Below are 24,773 nucleotides of genomic sequence, written 5' to 3' on the forward strand. Positions count from 1 at the left end.
CGCACGGCCTGGCGCGCTCTGGTCGCGACGCGGGGCTCGCCCTCGTCAGGACGCCGGGGCCGTCGTCGGCGCGGGGCGCTTCATGACGTACGCCGCGAGGCCGCCCGCCGCGAACAGGGCGAGCACGGAGACCGCCGTGCCCAGCCAGGTCGCGCCGAGCCACTGCCCGCCGAAGTAGCCGAGCCCCACGCTGTACGTCGCCCAGGCCACGCCCGCGAGCGCCGACCACGGCAGGAACTCGCGGACCTTGCGGTGCGCGGCGCCCGCGCCGAGCGAGACGACGGAGCGCCCGGCGGGGGCGAAGCGCGCGATGACGACCAGGCCGCCGCCGCCCCGGCTGAGGGCGATGCCGAGTCGTTCCTGCGCCCGGGTCAGGCGGCGGGAGCGGGCGATCGCGCGCTCCAGACGGGCGCCGCCGCGCCGCGCGAGGCGGTAGGCGATCAGGTCGCCCAGGACGGAGGCGGTCGCCGCGCACGCGGCGAGCAGGAGCAGATCGGCGTGCCCGGCCCGGGTGGCGTCCCCGGCTCCGGCCACGCCCGCCGAACCGGCCGCCGTGGTCGCCGCAGTGATCACCAGCACGCCGCTGGGGAGCACCGGCAGGAAGACGTCGAGCAGCACGGAGAGCGTGACCACGGCGTAGATCCAGGGGCTGGACGTCAGCGCCCCCACACTCTCCAGCACGTTCGCTCCTCTGCGGCTTGTCGGTTCCCCGGGACTGAATACCGCGGTGTCGCGGGGAAGCGGCAGGGGCGGCGGTACAGCCGTACAGCGTACGCCTGGGCCTCTGGGGGTTTCTGCCAGGGGTGGCTGGTGTTACAGCACAGGGAGAGTCGAGCGGGACATGATCGTTGGGAGTGGAGCATGGTGTCGAGGATGTCCGCGGTGCAGGCCGGGGTGGCGGCGCTCGTGGTGTTCGCCGGTGGGGCCGCGGGCCAGGGCACGGGCGGTGAAGGCCCGAGGGACGCGGTGCTGCTGCGGACGCAGGCCCGGTTCGCGCCGCCCGGCGCCTTCATCCCCTCCCCGGCGGTGACGTACGCCATGGATCTCGTACCGGCCGGTGCGTGGATCGGGGTGGAGCAGCGGACGGCGGGGGCGCGGGACGGCGGGCGGGCGGGCCGGGAGGAGTCCGGCGGGACGACCGTGGCGCTGCGGGTGCGCGGCCTCGCGCCGGGGCACGCGTACGGCGTGCATGTGCACCGGGCCCCCTGCGGCGGCAGCCCCAAGGACGCGGGGGACCACTACCGGGACTCGGCCGCGCCGCTGTCCGGCCCGGCCAACGAGGTGTGGCTGGACTTCACGTCCGACGCGCACGGGGACGGCGCGGCGGTCGCGCACCACGCCTGGGGGTTCCGGCCCGGCGAGGCCAACTCGGTGGTGATCCACCGGGAGCCCGGCGGCAAGGGGGACCGGCTCGCCTGCTTCACGGTGCCGTTCGCCGCGCCGAAGGCGCCGCGTGCCGCCGGTTGACGACCGGCCGCTGACCGGAGTTCTGCGGCTGAACTCCGGTCAACTGGGTGGGCGTTGGGGCCGGAGCCCCGGCCGCGCTCAGGCGGCGACGGTCTCGCGCTGGCTGTCGGCGGCCGGCCCGGCGGTGCGGCGGGCGCCCAGGAGCTGGTCGAGGGCGAGTGCGCCGGGCCCGGTGAAGACGAGGAGCAGGAACGCCCAGCAGTACATCGCGGAGGCCTCGCCGCCGTTCTGCAGGGGGAGCAGCGCGTGGGACTGGTGGACGCTGAAGTACGCGTACGCCATCGAGCCGGAGGAGACCAGCGCCGCGGCGCGGGTGAAGAGGCCGGTCAGCACCAGGATGCCGCCGACGAGCTGGATCACCGCCGCGTACCAGCCCGGCCAGGTGCCCGCCGGGATGGAGCCGCCGCCCATCGCTCCACCGAAGACGCCGAACAGGGAGGCGGCGCCGTGGCAGGCGAAGAGGAGGCCGATGACTATGCGGAACAGGGCGAGCGCGTAGGGACGCGCGCGCTCGGCGTCGAGCGTGGGGGAGGCCATGAGGGCTCCTTCGGTGGGGGACGTGACCGATGGGACCCACAGGTTAGGCGGCCCTCAGTAGTGCTTGCAAGTTCAACATTCTTAATGTCTTGTTTCGGCTGGGTGAATTGAGCCAGGCGTGCCGCCGGGGGCGAGTGGCCGATCCACAACGGTTGTCAGTTGGACTGGACCAATTCGCCAACGGCTCGCGCGGCGCGCCTGATCGAGCCGCAGCTGTGCCGAACGGCCTTGCAGCGTAAGGGTCATGAGCTGATTGCCGAACCACGGCCCACCGGCCCTGCGCCAGTCGAGCGGCGGCCGAACCACTCGTCCGTGCCGGGTCAGGGCGCGGCCGAGACGGCGCCCCAGACGGCTCCAGCCGAAGCGGAATCCGGCCCGCACGGGGGCCGGAACGGAGTTGTGGACCGGAGAACACGTCAACTGCGCGACGTGCGAAATGAGTTGGGGCGCAGAATTTGGCCAGAAGGGCTCCGCCACGTATGCGTGGTGCACATCACCCGACAGCACGGTGATGGTGGCCGGAGCGCCGGCCTCCGACCCCGCCGTGGCGATCAGCTCGGCCAGATGCCCGAACGACTCCGGGAAAGCGGCCCAGTGCTCCAGGTCGGCCCGCCGCCGCAGGTTCTCGCCGAGGCGTGCCCAGCGCGGCCCGCGCGAGCCCGCGCACAGCGCCGCGTTCCAGCCCTCCGCGTCATGGATGAGCGGCGGGAGCAGCCAGGGCAGCGAGGCCCCGATGAGGAGGTGGTCACAGGTGCCGGGCGCGGGGACCTGCTCACGCAGCCACTTCGCCTCGCCCTCGTCGAGCATCGCCCGCCGCCCCTCGGCCAGCACGCGGGCGGCCCGGGTGTCCACCATCACCAGCCGGGTGCGGCCGAAGTCGCGCCGGTAGCTCCAGCGCACGGCCGCCGGGTCCGCGTCGGCGAGCGCGGCGAACTCGCGCAGCGCCTCGGTGCCGTCCGGCGCGGCCCGCACCCGCGCGTACAGCGGATCGGCGGCGAGCTCGGCGGGTGAGAGGTTGCCCAGGTGCTGATGGACCCAGTACGACATCAGCCCGCTGATCACCCGCTCCTGCCACCAGGGGGTGGCACGCATCTCCTCGAGCCAGGCGGCGCTGGTGTTCCAGTCGTCGATCACGTCGTGGTCGTCGAAGATGTGGCAGCTCGGGACGGTGGAAAGGAGCCAGCGCACCTCGGGGTCGAGCCAGGACTCGTAGTACAGCCGGGTGTACTCCTCGTAGTCCGCGACCTGCGCGCCCGGGGCGTCGCGGGGGTCGCGGCGCGCGGCCAGCCAGGCCCGGGTGCCCGCCGAGACGCTGTCCGCGTAGACCTGGTCGCCGAGGAGCAGCAGGAGATCGGGCCGCCCGGCCGCCGGGTCGGCCGCGAGCCCCGCGGCCAGGGCGTCCAGCGCGTCCGCGCCGCCGGGTTCGGGCGCGCGGCGGCACGAGCCGAAGGTGACGCGGAGCCGGCCGGAGCCGCCCGCCGGGACCGCGATGGTGCTCGGCGGGAAGCGGGAGTGGGGCAGCGGCCAGACCGGCCGCTCGTCGAGCAGTACCTGGTACGCGGTGGCCGGGCCCGGAGCCAGCCCGTCCAGCGGGATCAGCGCGTAGTGGTGCCCGGCGATCTGGAACGTACGGGCGGCGCCCTCGGTGCCGTCGGCGCAGCGCACCCGGGCCGTGCAGGGCCGGTCCGCTTCGACCCATACCGTGGCGGACCCCCGCGGATCCACGTAACGCAACAGCGGCCCCAGGCGAAGCCCGGCCATGTGATGCCCCCTTTGTCGCCGGTCCGTTCGTACGGTACGGAACGACGCAGGGGTCCGACAGGTTTCAACAGGCGTTGTGACAGCGGCCGTTGATGGCCAGGTGCCCGGTGTGCCGTTCGACGCGGCCGACGGTGAGGGCCCGGGGAGGCGCACGGCGCCCCGCGACCGGGCAGGGGCGCGGTGGTACCGACGCGCCGTCTCCGCGGGCCGCTCCCGACAGGCGCCCGTCGTACGGTGGGCGCGTGTTGCTGCCGGTGAATGTCACGCTCGGGGCCGTTCTCGTCGCCCTGCTCCTCCTCGCCGCGGGCGTGGCCGCGGCCACGCACCTGGGGCGGCACCGCGAGATCCTGATCGCCGGGGTGCGGGCGGCCGTTCAGCTGGGCGTGGTCGCCCTGGCGATCCACTGGGTGGTCGGCTCCCTGCCGCTGCTGCTGGGTTTCCTGACGCTGATGTTCGCCGTCGCGGTCCGCACCGCGGGCCGCCGCATGACCGCCAACACCACCTGGTGGTGGGCGGCCGCCCCCATCGCGGCCGGAGTCGTCCCGGTCGTCTCGGCGCTGCTGCTCACCGGCCTCGTCCCGGTCAAGGGCATCGCGCTGATCCCGGTGACCGGCATCCTCATCGGCGGCGCGCTGACCGCGACCGTGCTCGGCGGGCGGCGGGCGCTCGACGAGCTGACCGCGCGGCGCGGCGAGGTGGAGGCCGGGATGGCGCTCGGCCTGCTCGACCGGGACGCCCGCCTGGAGATCGCCCGGCCCGCCGCCTCGGACGCGCTGCTGCCCGGCCTCGACCAGACCAGGACCGTGGGATTGGTCACGCTGCCGGGCGCCTTCGTGGGCATGCTGCTCGGCGGCGCCTCGCCCGTGCAGGCGGGCGCGGTCCAGCTCTTCGTGCTCGTCGCGCTCATGGCCGTCCAGGCGATAGCGGTGTCCGTGGTGCTCGAACTCGTCGCCCGGGGCCGGGTCCACCGGGACGTACGGGACCTTGGTCCCTGATGGGTGCGCGAGCCATGCCGTACCCTTGAGGGCGCAGAAGGGGAGTAGCTCTTCGCCGGAACGTCGACATACTGCCGTGTCCCCCAGGGGTTCTCGGCCGGCGCCCGGAGGCGCGTGCCCGTCAGGGACGCGCCAGCGAGACCTTCGGCCGCAGTGACCATGACCATTCATGGCGCTGCCGTGCCGAAGCGACCCCGGATTCAGCTCCGAACTGCTCTCGGTACGGCCGCGCCCGACCGATTGAGGAACCCCTTCCGTGCTCAGCTTCACGATCATGGCGATCACCTTCGGCGTGATCTTCCTCGCCGAACTCCCCGACAAGACCGCGCTCGCGGGACTGATGCTCGGCACCCGCTACAAGGCCTCCTACGTCTTCGTCGGGGTCGCGGCCGCCTTCGCCGTCCACGTGGTCCTCGCCATCGCGGCGGGCAGCGTGCTGACCCTGCTGCCGCACCGGCTGCTCCAGGCGATCGTCGGCGTGCTCTTCCTCGCGGGCGCGGCGATGCTGCTCTTCAAGAAGGACGAGGACGACGAGGAAGTGAAGGCGCCCGCCGACCAGTCGTTCTGGAAGGTGTCGGGGGCGGGCTTCATGCTGATCCTGGTCGCCGAGTTCGGTGATCTGACCCAGATCATGACGGCCAACCTGGCCGCCCGTTACGACAACCCGCTGTCCGTCGGCATCGGCGCGGTGCTCGGCCTGTGGGCGGTCGCCGGGCTCGGCATCGTGGGCGGCCGCACCCTGATGAAGCACGTGCCGCTGCGCCTGATCACCAAGGTGGCGGCCTGCCTGATGCTGGCGCTCGCCGGGTTCAGCCTGTTCGAGGCGATCGCGGGCTGAGCCCGGCCGGGCTCTGGGCGTGAAAACGGCCCCCGGGGTAGGCCGGGGGCCGTTCGTCGATGGGGGCCGTACGGGCCCGGTCAGCCGTGGATCTCCAGGCGCAGGGTGCCGTCCGTCTCGGCGGTCACGGTGAGGTGCGTCAGGTCCGGGACGTACGCGGTGGGCTCGTGGGCGTGCGCGCGCGGGCCCACGCCCAAGACCCGCATCCCGGCCGCCCGGCCCGCCGCGATCCCGGCCTCCGAGTCCTCGAAGACGATGCAGTCCGCCGGGTCGAAGCCCAGCTCGGCCGCGCCCTTGAGGAAGCCCTCCGGGTCCGGCTTGCTCGCGCCCACGCACTCGGCGGTGACCCGCACGTCCGGCATCGGCAGGTCCGCGGCCGTCATCCGGGCCCGGGCGAGCGCCGCGTCGGCCGAGGTCACCAGGGCGTGCGGGTGTCCGGCGAGGGCGGCCATGAAGGCGGGGGCCCCGGCCACCGGCACGACGCCGTCGGTGTCCGCGGTCTCCTCGGCGAGCATCACCTTGTTGTCCGCGTGGTTCTGCTCCATCGGCCGGTCCGGGAGCAGCACGGCCATCGTGGCGTAGCCCTGGCGGCCGTGGACGACCTTGAGCGCCGCCTCCGGGTCGAGGCCGTGCCGCTCGGCCCAGCGGCGCCAGCAGCGCTCCACGACGGCGTCGGAGTTCACGATCGTGCCGTCCATGTCCAGCAGGAAGGCGCGGGCGGTCAGGACGGTGGTCGTGGTGCTGGCCGGCATCGGCGGACTCCAGGGCGCGGGAGCGGGGGGCGCAGAAACACAAAGGTGATCCCCGCCCGCCGGTCAGGGAGTACAGGCAGGGATCACTTTGTTCCTCCACGATACAAAACGCGAGGCGGTTTGTGCCACCCGCCCCCCCTCCTGCCCGCCCGGACGGTGCGTCAGTACGGTGCGGCCGGGCCGCTGAGGGCGGCAGCCGCCTACGGCTGGTCAGTCATCGACTCCAGGGCGCGGCGGGTCGGCGGACCGTAGACGCCGGCCGGGTCGCCGTCGACACCCGTGTACGACTGGAAGTCGCGCACCGCGCGCTCCGTCCGGGACCCGAAGCCGCCGTCCGTGCTGCCGGTGTACAGGCCCAACTGGGCCAGCCGTTGCTGGAGTTCGAGCACCGCGGGGCCGCTGTCGCCGCGCCGCAGCGTCGTGCTCGGCGGCGGCGCGAGCGGCTTGCCGCCGGGGGAGTTCACGGGCGGGCCCGAGGCCGGAGCGGACGGTGGGGGCGCGGTCCTGGACGGCGTCGGCGAGGCGGTCCTGGACGCCGTGGCCGAGGGCGAGGGGCGCGCCGAGGGGGAGTGGCTCGGCGTCGCCCTCGGCGTACGCGACGGAGCGGCGGAGAGGGCCTCGGCCGACGCGGTGCCGGTGCCGCTGTAGGGAACGCCGCTGTCCGCGGCGGTGGGCAGCGCCCGCTTCGGCGTGGCGTCCCCGGCGAACAGGGTGCTCGCGAACGCCGCCGTGCCGATGACGACCGCGGCGGCGGCGCCGATGGCCACCGCGGCCGTCCGGCGGCGCCCGCGAGGCGCCTCGGCGGGACCCGGGGCCGGGGCTTCGGGGGCCTTTGCGTCGGGGTGCCCGGCGCCGGCGGGCGTGGCCGGTTCGGCGGGCACCGCCGCGAGGCGCATGGTCCGCTCGGCGGCGGGAACGGGCGGCGGCTCCGGGTCCGGCCCCGCCGAGGCGTTCGGCAGCATCACGTACGGCCGGATCCGCAGCGGGTCGAAGTCCTCCGCGGCGGCGGCCTCGGCCGAGCGCCCGGCGCGCAGAGTCTCGGCGGCGCGCTCGGCGCAGCCGCAGCCGGGTCTGCCGTCCACCCCGCGTTCCGCACCGCATTCAGGACAGCCGTGTCCGGTCATCGTCGGGTCCCCTCCCCATGGACTGCGAGCGATTATGCCCGGGTGCCCCGGGGCACCCGGGCCGTGCGGCCGCCCCGGCAGGCCATATCCCCCCATTCCGATCAAGATGGGGGGAGCGACTCGCGGCACACACACGGATGGGACGTGACCATGGCCCAGGGATCAGCTCCCGCCACCGTCGCCCCCGGTGCGGGGCAGGAACGGCGGACCGTACTGGTCGCCATCGGCGCGCTGCTGCTCGGCATGCTGATCGCCGCGCTCGACCAGACCATCGTCTCGACCGCGCTGCCGACCATCGTCAGCGAGCTGGGCGGGATGGAGCACCTGTCCTGGGTCGTCACGGCGTACATGCTCGCCTCCACCGCCGCGACGCCGCTCTGGGGCAAGCTCGGCGACCAGTACGGCCGCAAGAAGCTGTTCCAGGCCGCCATCGTGATCTTCCTCATCGGCTCGGCGCTGTGCGGCCTCGCGCAGGACATGGGCCAGCTGATCGGCTTCCGCGCGCTCCAGGGCCTGGGCGGCGGCGGACTGATGGTGCTCTCCATGGCGATCGTCGGCGACATCGTCTCGCCGCGCGAACGCGGCAAGTACCAGGGCCTGTTCGGCGCGGTCTTCGGCGCCACGAGCGTGCTCGGCCCGCTGCTCGGCGGGTTCTTCACCGAACAGCTCAGCTGGCGCTGGGTGTTCTACATCAACCTGCCCATCGGCGTCATCGCGCTCCTCGTCATCGCCGCCGTCCTGCACATCCCGGTGCGCGGGACCCGGCACACCATCGACTACCTGGGTACCTTCCTCATCGCCTCGGTGGCGACCTGCCTGGTCCTGGTCGCCTCGCTCGGCGGCACGACCTGGGCCTGGGGCTCGGCGCAGATCATCGGGCTCGCGGTGCTCGGCGCGGTGCTGCTCGCGGCCTTCGTCGCGGTCGAGCGCAGGGCGGTCGAGCCGGTGCTGCCGCTGAAACTGTTCCGCATCCGTACGTTCACGCTCGTCGCGGTCATCAGCTTCATCGTGGGCTTCGCGATGTTCGGCGCGATGACGTACCTGCCGACGTTCCTCCAGGTCGTGCAGGGCGTCTCACCGACCATGTCCGGCGTGCACATGCTGCCCATGGTCCTCGGCATGCTGCTGACGTCGACGGCGTCCGGGCAGGTCGTGTCGCGCACCGGGCGGTGGAAGGTCTTCCCCATCGCGGGCACGGCGGTCACCACGCTCGGCCTGCTGCTCCTGCACCGGCTCACCGAGACGAGCCCCACCTGGGAGATGAGCGTCTACTTCTTCGTCTTCGGCGCGGGCCTCGGCCTGGTCATGCAGGTCCTGGTCCTGGTCGTGCAGAACGCCGTCGACTACGCGGACCTGGGCGTCGCGACCTCCGGCGCCACCTTCTTCCGCTCCATCGGAGCCTCGTTCGGTGTCGCCATCTTCGGCACGATCTTCACCAACCGGCTCACCGGCAAGCTCTCCGACGCCCTGGCCGGGCAGCCGCTCCCGCCGGGCGTCGGCCCCGGCAGCATCGCCGCCGACCCGCGCGCGATCGGCCAACTCCCGCCCGCCGCGCGGCAGCCGGTGCTGCACGCGTACGCCTCCTCCATCACCGACGTGTTCCTGTACGCGGCGCCCGTCGTCCTCGTCGCCTTCCTGACGGCGTGGCTGCTCAAGGAGGACAAGCTGCGGGGCGCGGTGACCGCGCCGGACACCAGCCAGACGCTGGCCTCGAACCCCGTCGAGCGGTCCTCCTATGACGAGTGCGCGCGCGCCCTGTCGGTCCTCGGGACGCGCGAGGGCCGCCGCGCGATCTACGAGACGATCACGAAGAAGGCCGACCTGGACCTCCTCCCGGCGGCGAGCTGGCTGCTCCTGCGCATCAGGAAGTACGGATCCGCCGAACCCGGCATGCTCGCCGAGCGCAGCCCCGTGCCGCTGCACGTCATCACCGAGGCCGCCCGCCAGGTCGAGGAGCGGGGCCTCGCCCGGCGCGAGGGCATGCCGATGGTGCTGACGGACCGGGGCCACCAGGTCGCGATCCGTCTCGCGGCGGCGCGCGAGGAGTCCCTCGCCGAGCTCCTGGGTGACTGGTGGGGGCCAAACCGCCCCACGGACCTGGTGAAACTGGTGGCGGAACTCTCGTCGGAGCTGTCGGGTTCGGACCCGGAGCGGCCGACCGGCCCCGCCGTCCCCCGCGACCACCTGGCCCGGGGGAGGGCCGACGGCCCCGCCGTCTGAGCCCCTTGTGGATCACAGCTCCTTGGCGAACCACCGCTCGCTGTACGGGCCCTCGCTGTACGGGGCCACCTCGCGGTAGCCGTGCTTCGCGTACAGGCCGCGCGCCTCGACCAGGTCGTGCCGGGTGTCCAGGGCGAGCCGTCGCGCGCCGAGCCGCCGGGCCGCGTCCTCCAGGGCCGAGAGCAGCGCCGCGCCGCCCCCGGTCCCGCGCGCGAAGGGGCGGACGAACACCCGGGTGAGCTCGGCCGTCGCCGGGGCCGTTCCGTCGATCACCGGCGCCCGGGCGAACAGCAGCACACCCCCGCACGCCGCCGGGCGCCCCTCGTACCTGCCGACCACGAAGTCCCCGGTGGGCGGCCGCAGTTGGCCCGCGCCGTCGTCCGCGAGACCCTGCTCGATCTCCTCGGCGGTGGCGGGCCGGCCGTACCACCGGCTCGCCACCTCGTCGTAGTAGTCGCGCCGCAGCAGGCTCGCGTCGGGGGTGTCGGGCCGCTCGGTAGCCATGATCCAACTCATGGGCCCTGCCTATCCTGGGCAGGACCGCCGTGGCCACCGAATTAATCGGCCCCCGGGCTCACGCCTTGGGCTCGGCCTGCTGGACGACCTCGAAGGACCACAGCGTGGACGCGGACGCGGCGGGCTTGGGCCGCTCGCCGCCCTCGCCCTGGCCGCCGTGCGCGCCCCGCATGGAGGTGGCCATCCAGTTCTGGAAGTCCTCCTCGCTGCGCCAGCGGGTGTAGACGAGGTACTGATCGGTTCCCTCGGCGGGCCGCAGCAGCTCGAACCACTCGAACCCGTCCGCGTTCTCCACCGATCCCGCCCGTGCGGCGAACCGCTTCTCCAGCACCTCGCGCTGCTCGTCCGGCACGGTCAGTACGTTGATCTTTACGACGCTGGCCACGCGACACCTCTCGTCGGAAGGCCGCCGGGGTGGCGCCTTCGGCTCGTCCATCCGGGATCAGTCTGCTACAGGCCCAGGTCAAAGCGGTGTGAGGGGACCGGGTCCGGTCGCGCGCCGCCCGTGGCCCGTCAGCCCCCCGAGCTGCCGCCGCCCAGGGCCGCGACGTGACCGGGCACGGTGATGCCCGCGGGCAGCGCGGGGTCGGGCTCCGGCGTGCCGAAGTGGCTGTGCAGCGGCACCACTCCGGCCCACAGGCCCAGCTCTCCGTCGGGGCCGTCCCCGTCCTCGGGCGGCCCCGCGGCCACCTTCACCGACGCCTCGTCCAGCGGCAGCGCGAGCAGCGAAGTGGCCGCCAGCTCCTTGGAGTTGGGGCGCCGGGCGTAGTCCCACTGGCCGGGCGCGCAGTGCTCGGTCAGGACCCGCAGTCCGTGCAGGAGCTCGTCCCCCTCGGTGATCAGCCGGGGCACGGCGTAGACCATCGCGCTGCGGTAGTTGACCCCGTGCTCGAACACCGACCGGGCGAGCACGAGACCGTCGACGTGGGTGACGGTCACGCAGACCGTGGCCCCCGGTGCCCGCACGATGCTGCGGCTGGCGACCGAGCCGTGCACGAACAGCGTCCGGCTGTCGAAGTCCACGCCGTACACGGTCGGCACCACCATGGGCGTGCCGTCGACGACGACCCCGAGGTGGCAGACGAACCCGGCGCGCAGGATCGCGTCGAGGTCCTCGACCCGCGTGCTGCCCTGGTCGCGGAGCCGCCGATGACGGGTCCGTTCTGTGACGGCCAGCTCGGCCGGTATCCGCCGGGTGTGCTGATCCTGTCGCTGTGCGTCCATTTCCCTGCCGATTCGGTTGCGAGAGGCTTCTTCGTCAACTGTTTCAGTGGGGGAGCAGGGGATCAAGAGGCGTGTGGCTCCGGGGCGCCGGAATCGGGTCCGTCGTCGAGCACGGCCTGGAGGTAGTCCTCCAGCCGCTGGGCGACGAGCTCCTGGGTGAGGTCGGTGCGGCCGAGCGCCTGCCAGGGGAGCGCGACGTCCTCGGCGTCCGGTGCGAAGGCGAGGGCGTCCAGGAGCCGCCAGTACTGACGGTCGCGCGCGGTCGCGGCCGGCTCGCCGCCCGCGGCGACGTACTGCCCGGCGAAGGCGAGACCGGCCGCCGCGCCGTGGAGCAGCGCGAGGTTGGTGGAGCAGTGGGCCACGTCGAGGTCGGCGGGCCCCCAGGAGGTCTCGACCCAGTCGACCACGCCGCTGACGCGCAGGCCGTCCCCGGCGCCGGTGAACAGGACGTTGCCGGGGTGGAAGTCGCGGTGCAGCAACGTCGGCCGGTACGGGGGAGGCTGGCGGCGGATGGCGTCGACGGCGCGCCGCCAGACCTCGGGCCGACGGGTCGCCTCCGGCAGCTCGACCTCCTCCGCCGAGGTCCACGCCTCCCAGACGCGCGGCCGCTCGGCCTCGGCGACCTGGACGCGGTGGATGTCGAGGAGCTGGCGGGCCAGGAGCGGCGCGCGCTCGTCGGCCCCCTCCTCGTCGAGGCGTACGCGGCCCGGGAGCAGCGACATGAGCAGCGAGGGGTGGGCGCAGTGCGTGCCGTCCGGGTCGACGGCGACCAGTTCGGCCGCGGGCACCCCGGTGCGGCCGAGCAGGGTCAGGACCTCCGCCTCGCGGGTCAGCATCGCGTGGGCGTCCGGCAGGTGGAAGTCATCGGTGAAGGAGCGGAGCACCACGGAGCGGGGGCGGTCGCCGCCGATGTCCAGGCGCCGCACCTCGCAGCTCAGCCCGCCGTGCAGGGCGACCGCCCGCTCGACGCGCGCGCCCACGCTCCGCTCGACCCACAGCCGCGTCGCGTCCCGGACCTGCCCCGTGCCCACCCCATCGATCATGGGACGAGCGTAACGAACCACCCGGAAGGAGACAGGGGCGGGGCGTAGGGGGGATGGCCCCTGCCTCCCGGCTCCTGGGGATCAACTACGTGTCACCTGAAGGCCCTTGATGCCGTTCAGCCAGGCCGAGCGCAGTCGGCGCGGGTCGCCGGCCAGGCGCAGGTCGGGCAGGACGTCGGCGATCGCGTTGAAGATCAGGTTGATTTCGAGGACCGCGAGCGACTTGCCCAGGCAGAAGTGCGGGCCGCCGCCGCCGAAGCCGAGGTGGGGGTTGGGGTCCCGGGTGATGTCGAAGCGCTCCGGCTCGTCGAAGACCTCGGGGTCGTTGTTGGCGGAGGAGTAGAAGAGGCCCACCCGGTCGCCCGCCTTGATCTTCTGGCCGCCCAGCTCGGTGTCCTGGGTCGCCGTCCGCTGGAAGGAGACGACCGGGGTCGCCCAGCGCACGATCTCCTCGGCGGCCGTCGCGGGACGCTCGCGTTTGTAGAGGTCCCACTGGTCGGGGTGGGTCAGGAAGGCGTGCATGCCGTGGCTGATCGCGTTGCGGGTCGTCTCGTTGCCCGCCACCGCGAGCAGGATCACGAAGAAGCCGAACTCGTCCGAGAGCAGATTGCCCTCGCCCTCGGCCGCGACCAGCTGGGAGACGATGTCCTTGGCGGGGCACTCCTTGCGGGCCGCGGCGAGGTTCATCGCGTACGACACCAGCTCCATCGCCGCCTCGGCGCCGATCTCCTCGGTGATCGCGTACTCCGGGTCGTCGTACGCCGCCATCTTGTTGGACCAGTCGAAGATCTTCGTCCGGTCCTCCTGGGGGACGCCGATCAGTTCGGCGATGGCCTGGAGGGGAAGCTCGACCGCGATGTTGGTGACGAAGTCGAAGGCGCCGTCGTTCTTGTCCGCCTCCAACAGCGCCGCGTCCACGATGCCGCGGGCCCGGTCGCGCAGCGCGCCCTCCAGGGAGCGGATCGCGCGGGGTGTGAAGCCGCGCTGGACGATCTGGCGGACCCGGGTGTGCTCCGGCGGGTCCATGTTCAGCATGATCAGCTTCTGGACGTCGATCTGCTCGCGGCTGATCGACTCGTTGAAGCGGATGACCGCGGTGTTGGTGTGGGAGGAGAACAACTCCGGGTGGGTGGAGACGTGCTTGACGTCGGCGTGCCGCGTCACCGCCCAGTAGCCGTCGTCCTGGAAGCCGGAGATGCCGGTCGGCTGGGCGCACCACCACACCGGGGCCGTCTGGCGCAGCTGGGCGAACTCCGGGTGCGGCACCCGGGATTGGAGCAGGTCGGGGTCGGTGAGGTCGAACCCGTCGGGCAGGTGGGGGCAACGCATCGGCCACTCCATGTCTGACGGTCCATCAGAAGTTGCCCGAAAGGTAGTAACGGGTTCTACAAGTAGCAAGGCCCGCGGCAGCATCTGTTGCCCACTGAACTCCCCATGCGGGCCGTGCACAACCCTTGCGTACCCGGGGTAGCTCTCATAAGACTGCACTCAGAACTAGAACGCGTATCAGTTCGTGGCCGTGCGGTGCCGGGACACCCAGCGGCTGTGTCAGGAGAGGACGAGCTCATGGCCGCGGAACCCGTCATCGTCGAAGCCGTACGCACCCCCATCGGCAAGCGTGGAGGCGCGCTCGCCAATCTGCACCCCGCCTACCTGCTCGGTGAGACCTACCGTGAACTCCTCGGCCGCACCGGCATCCACGCCGACTGCGTCGAGCAGATCGTCGGCGGCACGGTCACCCACGCGGGCGAGCAGTCCATGAACCCGGCACGCAACGCCTGGCTCGCGGTGGGGCTGCCGTACGAGACCGCCGCGACCACCGTCGACTGCCAGTGCGGCTCCTCGCAGCAGGCGAGCCACATGGTCGCCAACATGATCGCGGCGGGCGTCATCGACGTCGGGATCAGCTGCGGGGTCGAGGCGATGTCCCGGGTGCCGCTGGGCTCCGGCTCCAAGCACGGGCCGGGCAAGCCGTGGCCCGACGAGTGGAACGTGGACCTCCCCAACCAGTTCGAGGCGGCCGAGCGGATCGCCCGCAACCGGGGGCTGACCCGCGAACGGGTCGACTCGCTCGGCCTGTTGTCGCAGGAGCGGGCGGCCGTCGCCTGGGCCGAGGAGCGCTTCAAGCGGGAGACGTTCGCCGTGCAGGTGCCCACGACGGAGGAGGAGCAGGCCGCCGGGCAGGGCATGTGGCGCCTCGTCGACCGCGACGAGGGGCTCCGCGACACCTCGATGGAGGCGCTCGGCCGGCTGAAGCCGGTCATGCCGACGGCGGTGCACACGGCGGGCAACTCCTCGCAGATCTCGGACGGTTCGGCGGCGATCATGTGGGCGTCCAAGCGGATGGCCCGCGCGCTGAAGCTCAGGCCCCGGGCGCGGATCGTCGCCCAGGCCCTCGTCGGGGCCGATCCGCACTTCCACCTCGACGGGCCCATCGACGCGACGCGGGCGGTGCTCGGCAAGGCGGGCATGTCGCTGCGGGACATCGACCTCGTCGAGATCAACGAGGCGTTCGCGTCGGTGGTGCTGAGCTGGGCGCAGGTCTTCGAGCAGGACCTGGAGAAGGTGAACGTCAACGGGGGCGCGATCGCGCTGGGGCATCCCGTGGGGGCGACCGGGGCTCGTCTCATCGCGACGGCGTTGCACGAACTTGAGCGGCGGGACAGGGAGTTCGCGCTGATCACCATGTGTGCGGGCGGGGCGCTGGCCACGGCCACGATCATCCAGCGCCTGTAGCCCCGCCCCTTCCCACGGCACCGCGTCCCTGGGCGGGCCGGGGTGGTGCCAGGCCCCCTAGACGTAAGGGGGCTCGTCGGATGTCGGCGGGGTGGGGGGAGAAGACAGGCTCTTCCCCATGACGAAGTCACGCGTTCTCGCCGCAGCCGCCCTCGCTCTCGCGACGGTCGGCGCCGCCGTTCCCCTCGCCCAGGCCCACCCCGCGGACGCCAGGGGCGAGCTCGTCTCGCTCGCCCCGGTCTCCGACCTCGGCCCCGCCCAGGTCGCCACCTTCCTGAAGGCCGCCGACGTGGACAGCGCCGGGGTCCGGTATGGAGTGCGGGGCTACCGGGTCACGTACCGGACCGTCACCCCGCAGGGCCGCCCCACCACCGCCACCGGTCTGCTCGTGCTGCCCGCGGACGGGCGGCACGGGCGGCTCGACCTCGTCGCGGACACCCACGGCACGATGGTCGACCGCGACTACGCGCCCTCCGTGGGCGAGGACTCCGGCCGGCTCTCCCCCTATCTGCACGCCTCCGCCGGGCGGGCCGTGGCCGCCCCCGACTACCTCGGCCTCGGCAAGGGGCCCGGTCACCACCCCTACATGGACACCGCGTCGTCCGTGTCCGCCTCGCTCGACATGCTGCGGGCCACCCGCACCGCGGCCCGCGAGCTGGGCAGGCCGCTGACCGGGGACGTGTACGGCACCGGGTTCTCGCAGGGCGGGCAGGTCGCCATGGCACTCGGCAAGGCGCTGAGCCAGGGCGCGGACGCGCACTTCCGGCTCAAGGCGCTGGCCCCCGTGTCGGGGCCGTACGACATCGAGGGCCAGGAGGTGCCCGCGCTCTTCGACGGGCGGGTGAACGACATCAGCGGAGTGCTGTACATGTCCTACTGGCTGACCGCCCAGAACCGGCTGCACCCCCTGTACAAGGACCCGGCCGAGGCCTTCCGCGCCCCGTACGCGGGCGTCGTCGAGGGGCTGCTCGACGGGACGCACACCGAGGAGCAGATTCTCGGCGCGCTGCCGGGCACCGTGAAGGACCTGCTCACACCCGCGTTCTACGAGCGGCTGCGGCACCCGGACGGAGCGCTGCTCGACGCCATGCGCGAGAACGACCACACCTGCGACTGGAAGCCGTCCGTGCCGCTGCGGCTCTACACCGCGAGCGGGGACACCGACGTGCCGATCGCCAACACGCGCAGCTGTGCGCGGCAGCTCGCCGCGCACGGAAAGAAGGCCCCGGTCGTCGACCAGGGAGCGGTCGACCACAACGGGGCCTTCAGGAAGTCGGCGCCGCAGATCGTGCGGCTCTTCGACTCCGTCGCCGGTACGGCTTAGTACCAGCTGTTCTGCTGCCAGAAGTTCCAGGCGCCACACGGGCTGCCGTAGCGCTCCTTCATGTAGTTCAGGCCCCACTTGATCTGGGTGGCCGGGTTGGTCTGCCAGTCGGCGCCGGCGGAGGCCATCTTGGAGCCCGGCAGGGCCTGGACCAGGCCGTAGGCGCCGGAGGAGGAGTTCGTGGCGGACGGGTTCCAGCCGGACTCGTGGTTCACGATCTTGCTGAAGCACTGGAACTGGTCGGACGGCATCATCTGCTGCGCGATCGCCTGGGCGCTCGTCGGTGCGGCCTGGGCCGGGACGGCGGCCATGGCGACACCGGCGGCGGCCAGCAGCGTGGCACCGGCAGCGGCGATGGACTTCTTACGAGCGGTGAAAGGGGCGGCGAAAGACAACGCGAAACCTAACTTCGGGGACATGGGCGCCGCGCTCCGCCGGAGGTTCTCAGACCTCCACGGCGAGGGAACCCGTAGTTGGTCGGCCCGGCGAGCGGACCGGGTGGTTCCGGCGACTCGAACAGTTGTAACGGGCCGACCGGGCGGCTGCAATGACCCCGCTTACTAGTGGGAGTCGCATGAGAGGTGAAACGTCCCCGGGGGTGTAAGGGGTGGATAAGCGCAGGTCAGCCCCGCTGGCGGAACCCGCTTGGATCATGCCGCAGGGCCACTATTCCGGCTCGTAGAGGACCAAGGTCCTGTGGGCGGCCTCACCCCGGCGGGACCCCGATCAGGCCTCGAATGTGACCTGGGCCTCGAAGGCGGCCCGTCGTGTCGCCCGCCTGAGCGCCTTGAGCAGGGTGGTGCCGAGCGTCAGGGTCAGCACCACCGTGAGCGCCGCCCGCCCCAGGTCCCAGCCGAGCGAGGTGGCGGCGCAGTACGCGAAGAAGCGGATCAGGTTGTCGTGCAGCGGATCGCCGGGGTGGAAGGAGATCCCCGAGGACATGCCGCCGATGAAGGTCCAGCCCTGGAGGTTCATGACCGTGCCGTACGCGAGGGAGGCGAGCGCGCCGTAGAGGGCGAGCAGGGCCAGCTCGGCCCGGCCGCGCAGGCGGTTCGGGCCGGGCAGCAGGCCCGCGCCCATCGTGAACCAGCCCATGGCGAGCATCTGGAACGGCATCCACGGGCCGACCCCGCCGGTCAGCAGCGCGGAGGCGAACATCGTCACCGAGCCGAGGACGAAGCCGAAGCCCGGGCCGAGCACCCGGCCGCTGAGCACCATCAGGAAGAACATCGGCTCCAGGCCCGCCGTGCCCGCGCCCAGCGGGCGCAGCGCGGCGCCCACCGCGGCCAGCACCCCGAGCATCGCGACGGCCTTGGCGTCCATGCCGTCGTCCGCGATGGTGGCGACCACCACACCCACCAGGAGCGGGAGCAGCGCGGCGAAGAGCCAGGGGGCGTCCTGGGCGTGGGCGAGCCCGGAGTCTGCGTCGGCGAGGAGCGGCCAGCCGAACGCGGCGACGCCGATGAGGGTGATGAGGCAGAGGGCCACGACCGCGCGGGGGCCCAGGCGGACGGGCCTGGCCGCCCCGGTGTCCCGCGTCACGACAGCGCCTCGCGGACCTGCGGGACGGTGAGCCAGTGCTGGGGCGCGAGGACCTTGGCGACCTGCGGGGCGAAGGCGGGCGAGGACACGACCACCTCGGCGGTCGGGCCGTCCGCGACGACCTCGCCGCCCGCGAGGATCACCACCCGGTGGGCGAGCTCGGCGGCCAGCTCCACGTCGTGGGTCGCGAGCACGATGGCGTGGCCCTCGGCGGCCAGCGCCCGCAACACCTCGACCAGGCGGGCCTTCGCCGCGTAGTCCAGACCGCGGGTCGGCTCGTCGAGGAGGAGCAGGGGAGGACGGCCGGTCAGCACGATCGCGAGGGCGAGGGCGAGACGCTGGCCCTCGGAGAGGTCGCGCGGGTGGGTGTCGTCCGCCACACCGGGCAGCAGGGCGGAGACCAGCGCGCGGCAGCTGCCGGGAGCGGCCCCGGCGTCCTGGTCCGCGGCGGCGCACTCGGCGGCGACGGTGTCGGCGTACAGCAGGTCCCGCGGCTCCTGCGGTACGAGGCCGACCTCGCGGACCAGCTCGCGCGGCGGGGTGCGGTGGGGGGTGCGGCCGCCCACCGTGACCGAGCCGGTCGTCGGCTCGATCATGCCGACGAGGGTGCCGAGGAGGGTGGACTTCCCGGCGCCGTTACGTCCCATCAGGGCGATGGTCTCGCCCGGGGCGACGGTGAGGTCCACCCGGCGCAGGGCCTCCACGCGTCCGCGCCGAACGCCGAGGGCGCTCGCCGTGGTGACGGTGGGGGCGCCCGGGGTGTCCGGGGAGCGGCGGAAGAGGGCGGCCAGGGTCCGCCGGAAAGCGGCGCGGGGCTCGGCCTCGGGCGCATGAGGGTGCCCGGCCGGGCTGTGTGTCCCGTCCGTGTCGCCGAGTCGCTCCGCGCGGGACTCCTTCGCCGTCGGTGTCCGCCCGCCGTCGGTGCGGGCCGCCCGCGGGTGCCGCGGGGTGTGGGCAGCCAGCCGGTCGCGCAGCGGGGCGGCCCTGCGGCGGGCGTCCCGCACCGACAGGGGGAGCGGATCCCAGCCGGCCAGGTGGCCCAGGGCCACCACCGGGGGGTGGACGGGGGAGATCCTCATGATGTCGGCGGGGGTGCCCATCAGGGGAGGGGCGCCGGGGGCGGGGAGCAGGATGACCTGGTCCGCGTACTGGACCACCCTCTCCAGGCGGTGCTCGGCCAGCAGGACCGTCGTGCCCAGGTCGTGGACCAGGCGCTGGAGGACCGACAGGACGTCCTCGGCGGCGGCCGGGTCGAGCGCGGAGGTCGGCTCGTCCAGGACCAGGACCTTCGGGTGCGGGGTGAGGACCGAGCCGATCGCGACGCGCTGCTGCTGCCCGCCGGAGAGGGTGGCGATGGGGCGGTCGCGCAGCTCCGCGAGGCCCAGCAGGTCCAGGGTCTCCTCGACCCGGCGGCGCATCACGGCCGGGGCGAGGCCCAACGACTCCATGCCGTAGGCGAGTTCGTCCTCGACGGTGTCGGTGACGAAGTGGGCGAGTGGATCCTGGCCCACGGTGCCGACCAGGTCGGCCAGCTCGCGCGGCTTGTGGGTGCGGGTGTCGCGGCCGTCCACGGTGACCCGGCCGCGCAGGGTGCCGCCGGTGAAGTGCGGGACGAGCCCGGAGACCGTACCCAGCAGGGTCGACTTGCCGACCCCCGACGGGCCGACCAGGAGAACCAACTCCCCTTCGGGGACGGTCAGTTCGACACCCCGTACGGTCGGCTCCGGGGCCGGGTCGTAGGTGACCGACACGTTCTCGAACCGGATCACCGGGGCTCCTTCGACGGGACGGGTGCGACGAACGCCGGGAGCAGCCCGGCGAGCAGGGACAGCGCGGGCCACAGCGGCAGGCTCGGCGGCGCGAGCGGGAGGACGCCGAGGGTGAGGGCCTCGGGAGCGTATGTACCCGCCCAGACCATCAGGGCCGCGGCCGCCGCGCCCGAACCGGCCACCAGCCAGGACCGGACACCCCAGCGGTCGGGGCGGTAGCGGGTGCGGATCTGGCGGCGGCCGCCCAGGCGGAGCCCGGCGAGGGAGGCGAGCAGCCCGGCCGCGAGCACGGGGAGGCCGTACCCGGCGCCTTCGGCGGCGAGCAGTCCGTAGGTTCCCGCGCACACCCCGAGGAGCCCGCCGAGCGTGAGGACGGTCGTGGTGAGGCGTACGCGGGCGGGGACCTGGGCGGTGCGGCCGTAGCCGCGCGCGTCCATCGAGGCGGCCACCGCGACCGAGCGCTCCAGGGCGCCCTCCAGTACCGGCAGGCCGATCTGCGCGATCGCCCCGATGCCGCCGGTGGGGCGGCCGCGCAGCCTTCTCGCGGTACGCAGCCGTACGACGTCGGCGACCATGTTGGGCGCGAACGTCATCGCGACGACCACGGCCACGCCGGCCTCGTACAGGGCGCCGGGCAGCGACTTGAGGAGGCGGGCCGGGTTGGCGAGGGCGTTCGCGGCGCCCACGCAGATGAGCAGGGTGGCCAGGCGGGCCCCGTCGTACAGCGCGAAGAGCATGCCCTCGGCGGTGACCCGGCCGCCGATCCGGATGCCCTTCGCCCAGGCGGGCAGCGGGAGTTCGGGCAGCGTGAACAGGGTGTGGCTGCCGGGGATCGGAGAGCCGAGGACCAGGTTGAACGCGAGCCGGACGCCGACCACGAACAGGCCGATCCTGAGGAACGCGGTGTACGAGCGGGCCCAGGGCGCGTCGGTCTTGCGGGCGGCCACGACGTAGCCGGCCACGCCGACGAGCAGGCCGAGCAGGAGGGGGTTGTTCGTGCGCGACGCGGCCGTGGCGAGGCCCAGCGCCCAGAGCCACCAGGCGCCGGGGTGCACGGCGTTGCTCCGGCCGGCGACCGGCGCGGGCAGCCTCCGGCTCGGGCGGGGGTTGGCTCCGGGCCGGGGGGTGTTGGGCTCGGCCCCGGGCCCGGAGGGGGCGCTTTCGGCCGCGGGCCGGTGGGGGCGCGCCCGGCCTCCGGCCGGACCCCGTTTCCCACCCGCACCACCCGTACCACTGAGTGGACACGTGCGGGCCTCCCCGTGGGCGGTGCTCGCAGTTGGCGGCTGCGGAGTCGGGGTGGGGTCCGCTTCGTTTTCAGGGGTGGGGTTGCCCGGTGTCGGGGGGTGTTGCTCGGGGGGCATGGCGGGGGTCAGCTTCTGCGGCGGCGGGATTGCCAGATCGCTGCCGCGCCCAGGGCCAAGATCGCGGCCACTCCGGCCAGCAGGCCCACCGAGGGGCCGCTGCCGTGGTCGCCCTTCGCGGCCGGGGCGGGCTCGGGGGCCGTGTCGCCCACCTGCTCGCCGCAGCCCGTGCGCGGGTAGCCGCCGATCGCGCACAGCAGGGCCGCGCTGTTGTACCGGAGCGGCTTGGCCACGGCGGCCAGGGCGTCCGCGCTGGTCGCGTCCGGGGGCACCTGGGCGCAGGCGCTGCGCGCGGCAGGCGGGGTCTCGCCCTGGGCGGCGTCCTGGGGCGTACCGAAGTCGATGACGAGCGCGACCCGCTTCGTGCCGTCCTTGGTCGGCGTGGCACCGCACACCGCCTCGAAGGACGGCGTCGCACGCGGCTTGGACGCGTCCTTGGAGTCCGCGCTCACGGCGAAGCGGAAGCCCTGGACCGAGCCGTCGCCGGGGTGCGCGGACGCCGGGCCCTGGGTGGCGTACGCCCAGGAGTCGCCGGTCAGGTCCCAGAAGGACCAGTAGCGGTACCCGGCCGCCTCGGCCGGCCCCGCACCGGCGGCCAGGACCGCCAGGGCCAGGAGCGGCGCGGCGAGCGAGGCGAGTCGCGTGCGGATCACAGCTGCTGGTTCTTCTTGCGCCCGCTGATCAGGAAGCCGACGCCGATACCGGCCACCAGGCCGACGCCGACGATCCACCACACCGAGATCCCGTCGTTCTTCTTCGTCTCGGACTTCTCGGACTTCTCGGCGGACGCGGTCGCCGTGGCCGCGGTCCGCGGGGCGGGACCCGTGGCGTTGAGGGACTGGATCAGGTTCACGCCGCCGAAGTTCTTCGGGTCGGCGCCGGTCGCGTCGGCGGCGAAGACGAGCTGGGCGTAGGCGGCCGGGCCGTTCTCCTTGGCCCAGGCGGCGGCGTTCTTCGACAGCCAGTCGGCGGACGCCTTGGCCTGCTGCGCCATGCCGTCGGCGGCCAGGGCGACGACCGCGTCCGCGGTGTTGCCGAAGTCGGGCTGGTCGGTGGCGCCCGGCATCGCGGACTTCAGGAACCCGGTCGGGGCCAGCGTCTTGGCGAGGTAGGCGGCGCCGTTGTGCGCGGCCTGCTCGGGGGTGGTGGCCTTCTCGCAGGCGGTGCCCTTGGCGTCGGCCTGGCCCGCGGTGGCGGTGAGGCCCTTGCCGAGGGAGCCGGTCACGGCCGCGGCGGTGGCGTCCGCGTTGGCGTACAGCTTCTGCGTCTTCGGGTCGGGCTGGAAGGCGAAGGCACCCGGGCCGGTGGGGTCCTCGCAGGGCAGCGCGAAGGTGAGCAGCGCGTCGAAGGGCGTCTTGCCACCCTTGGCCGACTTCACCTCGGCGGGCTTCTCGCCCGCTGCGGCGAGCGCGCCGATCACGATCCCGGTGGAGTTGGCGTCGCTGCCGCCCATGCCCGGGGTGTACGGCCAGCCGCCGTCGTCCTGCTGCACCGACTTCAGCCAGGCGACGCCCTTCTTCACGGCGTCGCCGTGCCCGCCGACCGCGACGAGCGCCTGCACGGCGGCCGAGGTCGCGTTGGTGTCCAGCTTCGCGGTGTCGCAGGCCTTGGCCGTGTCCGCGCGGAACGACATGAACGAGCCGTCGGCGCACTGCTGGCCGGTGAGCCAGGAGACGGCCTGCTCGGCGGGCACGACGTTGGCCTTCTCCTGGGCGAGGAAGGCGAGGGACTGCCGGAAGACACCGTCGTACTGCGGGTCCTTCGTGCCGTACAGGCCCGGCGGGACCGCCGCGGGGGACGGCGTGCCGTCGGCGAAGGCCGCCGGGGCGGCGCCGCCCAGGACAGCGGTGGCGGCGGCGAGCGCTGCGGCGCAGCGGCGTGCGGTCATGGCGGGCGGTGCCTCTCCTGCGGGGAGCGCGGGCACGGGCGCGCGCTGGCACCCGGCTCCGGCTCCGTATGCCTCGACGGTGCCGGTCACCAGCGGTGTGCGGGTGACGTGAGCCGGTCATGCGGCCGCGGGGCATTCCGGCTCACCACGGGGTGTGGTTTACGGATTGGGGTCTCCCCTGCTCGAGCGGAGCCGAGAGCTCGGGGAAGGGGTCAGCGCCGGGTTTGCACCGGCTTCCCCCCGTACGGGCATGACGACCCGACCACCCTACCCGGCGGGGTCGGGCGCCCCGCGCCTCCCCCGGGCTGGAGGATGCTCATGCCGGCCGGCACCAGTGCTGCCAGGGGCGCGGGGAACGGCGCGAGAGGCGAGCACGGTCCGCGGACTGCGCGCACCCCCCGAGGCCGCGCGGTGGAGCTGCGGGGTGGGGCTAGACCGCGCGGTAGCGCTGCACGCCGTCCCCCGGCACCCGCTCCGCCCGCCCCAGCTTCTCCAGCCGCCGCAGATGCGCCTCCGCCTCCGACACCGCGATCGTGCGCGAGCCGTACGGGATCTGGGACCACGGCCGGTTCCACTCCATGCGTTCCGCGAGCTGCCACGGCGTGAGCGGGGTGGACAGCAGGGCCAGCAGGCCGGTGAGGCGGTCCTCGTGGTGGGCCAGCAACTCCCTTACCCGCGCGGAAGGTTCGGTGAAGGCGTGCTGGTGGGCCGGGAGCACCTCGGCGACCCCGAGCCGGCCGACCCGTTCGAGGGAGTCGAGATAGTCGCCGAGGGGGTCCGTCTCGCCCGCCTCGTCGGGGTCCTCGTACAGGCCGATGTGCGGGGTGATGCCGGGCAGCAGGTGGTCACCGCTGAACAGGCGCCCGTGGCCGGGGAGTTGGGAGGGGTGGGCCTCCTCCAGGTGGAGGCAGACGTGGCCGGGCGTGTGGCCGGGGGTCCAGATCGCGCGGAGCCGGCGCCCGGCCAGCGGCAGCAGGTCGCCGGGCACGATCTCGCGGTCGGGCAGCGCGGCGCGCAGCCCCGGCAGGGTCCGTGCGCGCCCGGAGGCGCGGGCCTCGCGCAGGGGGGCGACGTGTTCCTCGGGGGCGCCGGCCGCGGCGAGTTTGGCGCACAGGTAGTCGAGCCAGACACCCGGTTCGGCCTCGCGGGTGCGGCGTACGACGGCGGTGTCGGCGGCGTGCATCGCGATCCAGGCGCCGGACGCCTCCCTGACCTGGCCGGAGAGGCCGTGGTGGTCGGGGTGGTGGTGGGTGACGACCACGCCGTGGACGGCCGGGACGTCGGTGCCGAGGGCGCGCAGCCCGGCGGTGAGGATGTCCCAGGAGGCCGGGTCGTCCCAGCCGGTGTCCACGAGCACCGGCCCCCGGTCGGTGTCGACGAGGTGGACCAGGGTGTGGCCGAGCGGGTTGTCCGGGATCGGCACTGCGATGGAGTGGACGCCGCCACCGTGGTCGGTCACCTGAGGTCCGGCTGGCTCCTGCGGCATGGAGTCCTCGTCTCTCTGGGTCTAGCTGGGGCTCTCTGGGTCCCTCTGGGTTTCACCGGGTCTTCCAAGGGGGCTCGCAGGGCGCGATCCGGCGGGACGCTGCCCGGTCACTATAACTAGAACTGGTTACAATGGTCGCCCGAGTCATCCAGGGCAATGGCTTCCGCCTCGAAGAATGGGCGGTTGGTGC

23 protein-coding genes are annotated in these 24,773 nt (G+C 73.6%); 6 read left to right on the plus strand and 17 right to left on the minus strand.

Features of this window, described 5'->3' with window-relative positions; translation table 11 throughout:
- Positions 1 to 45 precede the first annotated feature (45 nt).
- Positions 46 to 681, minus strand: coding sequence for a DedA family protein (locus DT019_RS05520; protein ID WP_114035495.1), 636 nt, complete (start codon positions 679 to 681; stop codon positions 46 to 48).
- 192 nt (positions 682 to 873) lie between these two features.
- On the opposite strand from DT019_RS05520, the gene DT019_RS05525 reads away from it, so the two are divergent.
- Entirely contained in the window at positions 874 to 1,467 is a 594-nt protein-coding gene (locus DT019_RS05525) for a superoxide dismutase family protein (protein WP_223279315.1), read from the plus strand.
- A gap of 78 nt (positions 1,468 to 1,545) precedes the next feature.
- Here DT019_RS05525 and DT019_RS05530 read toward each other — a convergent pair whose 3' ends face one another.
- Entirely contained in the window at positions 1,546 to 2,004 is a 459-nt protein-coding gene (locus tag DT019_RS05530; protein WP_114035497.1) for a DoxX family protein, read from the minus strand.
- 81 nt (positions 2,005 to 2,085) lie between these two features.
- Entirely contained in the window at positions 2,086 to 3,765 is a 1,680-nt protein-coding gene (locus DT019_RS05535) for an alkaline phosphatase D family protein (protein ID WP_114035498.1), read from the minus strand.
- Positions 3,766 to 4,007: 242 nt separating this feature from the next.
- Here DT019_RS05535 and DT019_RS05540 point away from each other — a divergent pair, with 242 nt between their 5' ends.
- Both DT019_RS05540 and DT019_RS05545 read left to right on the plus strand, forming a co-directional pair.
- Positions 4,008 to 4,760, plus strand: a complete 753-nt coding sequence (locus tag DT019_RS05540) for an ABC transporter permease (protein ID WP_114035499.1) — start codon at positions 4,008 to 4,010, stop codon at positions 4,758 to 4,760.
- A 256-nt stretch (positions 4,761 to 5,016) separates the two neighbouring features.
- Complete coding sequence (locus DT019_RS05545) at positions 5,017 to 5,598, plus strand: TMEM165/GDT1 family protein (RefSeq protein WP_114035500.1); 582 nt, start codon at positions 5,017 to 5,019, stop codon at positions 5,596 to 5,598.
- A gap of 80 nt (positions 5,599 to 5,678) precedes the next feature.
- Here DT019_RS05545 and DT019_RS05550 read toward each other — a convergent pair whose 3' ends face one another.
- A complete protein-coding gene (locus DT019_RS05550) occupies positions 5,679 to 6,350 on the minus strand; it encodes an HAD-IA family hydrolase (protein WP_114035501.1) in 672 nt (223 codons plus the stop codon).
- A gap of 200 nt (positions 6,351 to 6,550) precedes the next feature.
- Entirely contained in the window at positions 6,551 to 7,432 is an 882-nt protein-coding gene (locus DT019_RS05555; protein WP_317617734.1) for a peptidoglycan-binding domain-containing protein, read from the minus strand.
- Positions 7,433 to 7,624: 192 nt separating this feature from the next.
- Here DT019_RS05555 and DT019_RS05560 point away from each other — a divergent pair, with 192 nt between their 5' ends.
- Positions 7,625 to 9,694: an MDR family MFS transporter gene (locus DT019_RS05560; protein ID WP_114036022.1), complete on the plus strand. Its 2,070-nt coding sequence runs from the start codon at positions 7,625 to 7,627 to the stop codon at positions 9,692 to 9,694.
- Positions 9,695 to 9,706: 12 nt separating this feature from the next.
- Here DT019_RS05560 and DT019_RS05565 read toward each other — a convergent pair whose 3' ends face one another.
- From DT019_RS05565 to DT019_RS05585, 5 genes are all read right to left on the minus strand, one after another.
- Positions 9,707 to 10,210, minus strand: a complete 504-nt coding sequence (locus DT019_RS05565; protein ID WP_114035503.1) for a GNAT family N-acetyltransferase — start codon at positions 10,208 to 10,210, stop codon at positions 9,707 to 9,709.
- A 58-nt stretch (positions 10,211 to 10,268) separates the two neighbouring features.
- On the minus strand, positions 10,269 to 10,595 hold the full coding sequence (locus DT019_RS05570; RefSeq protein WP_114035504.1) for an antibiotic biosynthesis monooxygenase family protein: 327 nt from the start codon (positions 10,593 to 10,595) through the stop codon (positions 10,269 to 10,271).
- A gap of 128 nt (positions 10,596 to 10,723) precedes the next feature.
- Positions 10,724 to 11,434 carry a pyridoxamine 5'-phosphate oxidase family protein gene (locus DT019_RS05575; RefSeq protein ID WP_114035505.1) on the minus strand — a complete coding sequence of 237 codons (711 nt, stop codon included), beginning with the start codon at positions 11,432 to 11,434 and terminating at the stop codon, positions 10,724 to 10,726.
- A gap of 62 nt (positions 11,435 to 11,496) precedes the next feature.
- The gene (locus DT019_RS05580) at positions 11,497 to 12,477 is read right to left on the minus strand and encodes a phosphotransferase family protein (protein ID WP_114035506.1); all 981 of its coding nucleotides are present in this window, start codon (positions 12,475 to 12,477) and stop codon (positions 11,497 to 11,499) included.
- A gap of 81 nt (positions 12,478 to 12,558) precedes the next feature.
- Complete coding sequence (locus DT019_RS05585) at positions 12,559 to 13,806, minus strand: cytochrome P450 (protein ID WP_114036023.1); 1,248 nt, start codon at positions 13,804 to 13,806, stop codon at positions 12,559 to 12,561.
- Positions 13,807 to 14,043: 237 nt separating this feature from the next.
- Here DT019_RS05585 and DT019_RS05590 point away from each other — a divergent pair, with 237 nt between their 5' ends.
- Both DT019_RS05590 and DT019_RS05595 read left to right on the plus strand, forming a co-directional pair.
- A complete protein-coding gene (locus DT019_RS05590) occupies positions 14,044 to 15,213 on the plus strand; it encodes a steroid 3-ketoacyl-CoA thiolase (RefSeq protein WP_114035507.1) in 1,170 nt (389 codons plus the stop codon).
- Between the two features lie 118 nt (positions 15,214 to 15,331).
- On the plus strand, positions 15,332 to 16,537 hold the full coding sequence (locus DT019_RS05595) for an alpha/beta hydrolase (protein WP_114035508.1): 1,206 nt from the start codon (positions 15,332 to 15,334) through the stop codon (positions 16,535 to 16,537).
- On the opposite strand, the gene DT019_RS05600 is transcribed toward DT019_RS05595, so the two are convergent.
- The 7 genes from DT019_RS05600 to DT019_RS05630 form a co-directional block, all read right to left on the minus strand.
- On the minus strand, positions 16,534 to 16,956 hold the full coding sequence (locus DT019_RS05600) for a transglycosylase SLT domain-containing protein (RefSeq protein WP_114035509.1): 423 nt from the start codon (positions 16,954 to 16,956) through the stop codon (positions 16,534 to 16,536). The genes DT019_RS05595 and DT019_RS05600 overlap by 4 nt on opposite strands.
- Before the next feature lie 307 nt (positions 16,957 to 17,263).
- Entirely contained in the window at positions 17,264 to 18,079 is an 816-nt protein-coding gene (locus tag DT019_RS05605; RefSeq protein ID WP_114035510.1) for an ECF transporter S component, read from the minus strand.
- Positions 18,076 to 19,848 carry an ABC transporter ATP-binding protein gene (locus DT019_RS05610; protein ID WP_114035511.1) on the minus strand — a complete coding sequence of 591 codons (1,773 nt, stop codon included), beginning with the start codon at positions 19,846 to 19,848 and terminating at the stop codon, positions 18,076 to 18,078. Before DT019_RS05610 ends, DT019_RS05605 begins: the two co-directional genes overlap by 4 nt.
- Complete coding sequence (locus DT019_RS05615; protein WP_223279316.1) at positions 19,845 to 21,209, minus strand: energy-coupling factor transporter transmembrane component T; 1,365 nt, start codon at positions 21,207 to 21,209, stop codon at positions 19,845 to 19,847. Before DT019_RS05615 ends, DT019_RS05610 begins: the two co-directional genes overlap by 4 nt.
- Before the next feature lie 8 nt (positions 21,210 to 21,217).
- Positions 21,218 to 21,862 (minus strand): SCO2322 family protein, encoded by a 645-nt coding sequence (locus DT019_RS05620; RefSeq protein ID WP_114035512.1) that lies wholly within the window; start codon positions 21,860 to 21,862, stop codon positions 21,218 to 21,220.
- Positions 21,859 to 23,097, minus strand: a complete 1,239-nt coding sequence (locus DT019_RS05625) for a prenyltransferase/squalene oxidase repeat-containing protein (RefSeq protein ID WP_114035513.1) — start codon at positions 23,095 to 23,097, stop codon at positions 21,859 to 21,861. Before DT019_RS05625 ends, DT019_RS05620 begins: the two co-directional genes overlap by 4 nt.
- A 430-nt stretch (positions 23,098 to 23,527) precedes the next feature.
- Complete coding sequence (locus DT019_RS05630) at positions 23,528 to 24,583, minus strand: MBL fold metallo-hydrolase (RefSeq protein WP_114035514.1); 1,056 nt, start codon at positions 24,581 to 24,583, stop codon at positions 23,528 to 23,530.
- Positions 24,584 to 24,773 lie beyond the last annotated feature (190 nt).

Origin of the sequence: Streptomyces sp. SDr-06, from assembly GCF_003324565.1 — a bacterium.
Taxonomy (GTDB): Bacteria; Actinomycetota; Actinomycetes; order Streptomycetales; family Streptomycetaceae; genus Streptomyces.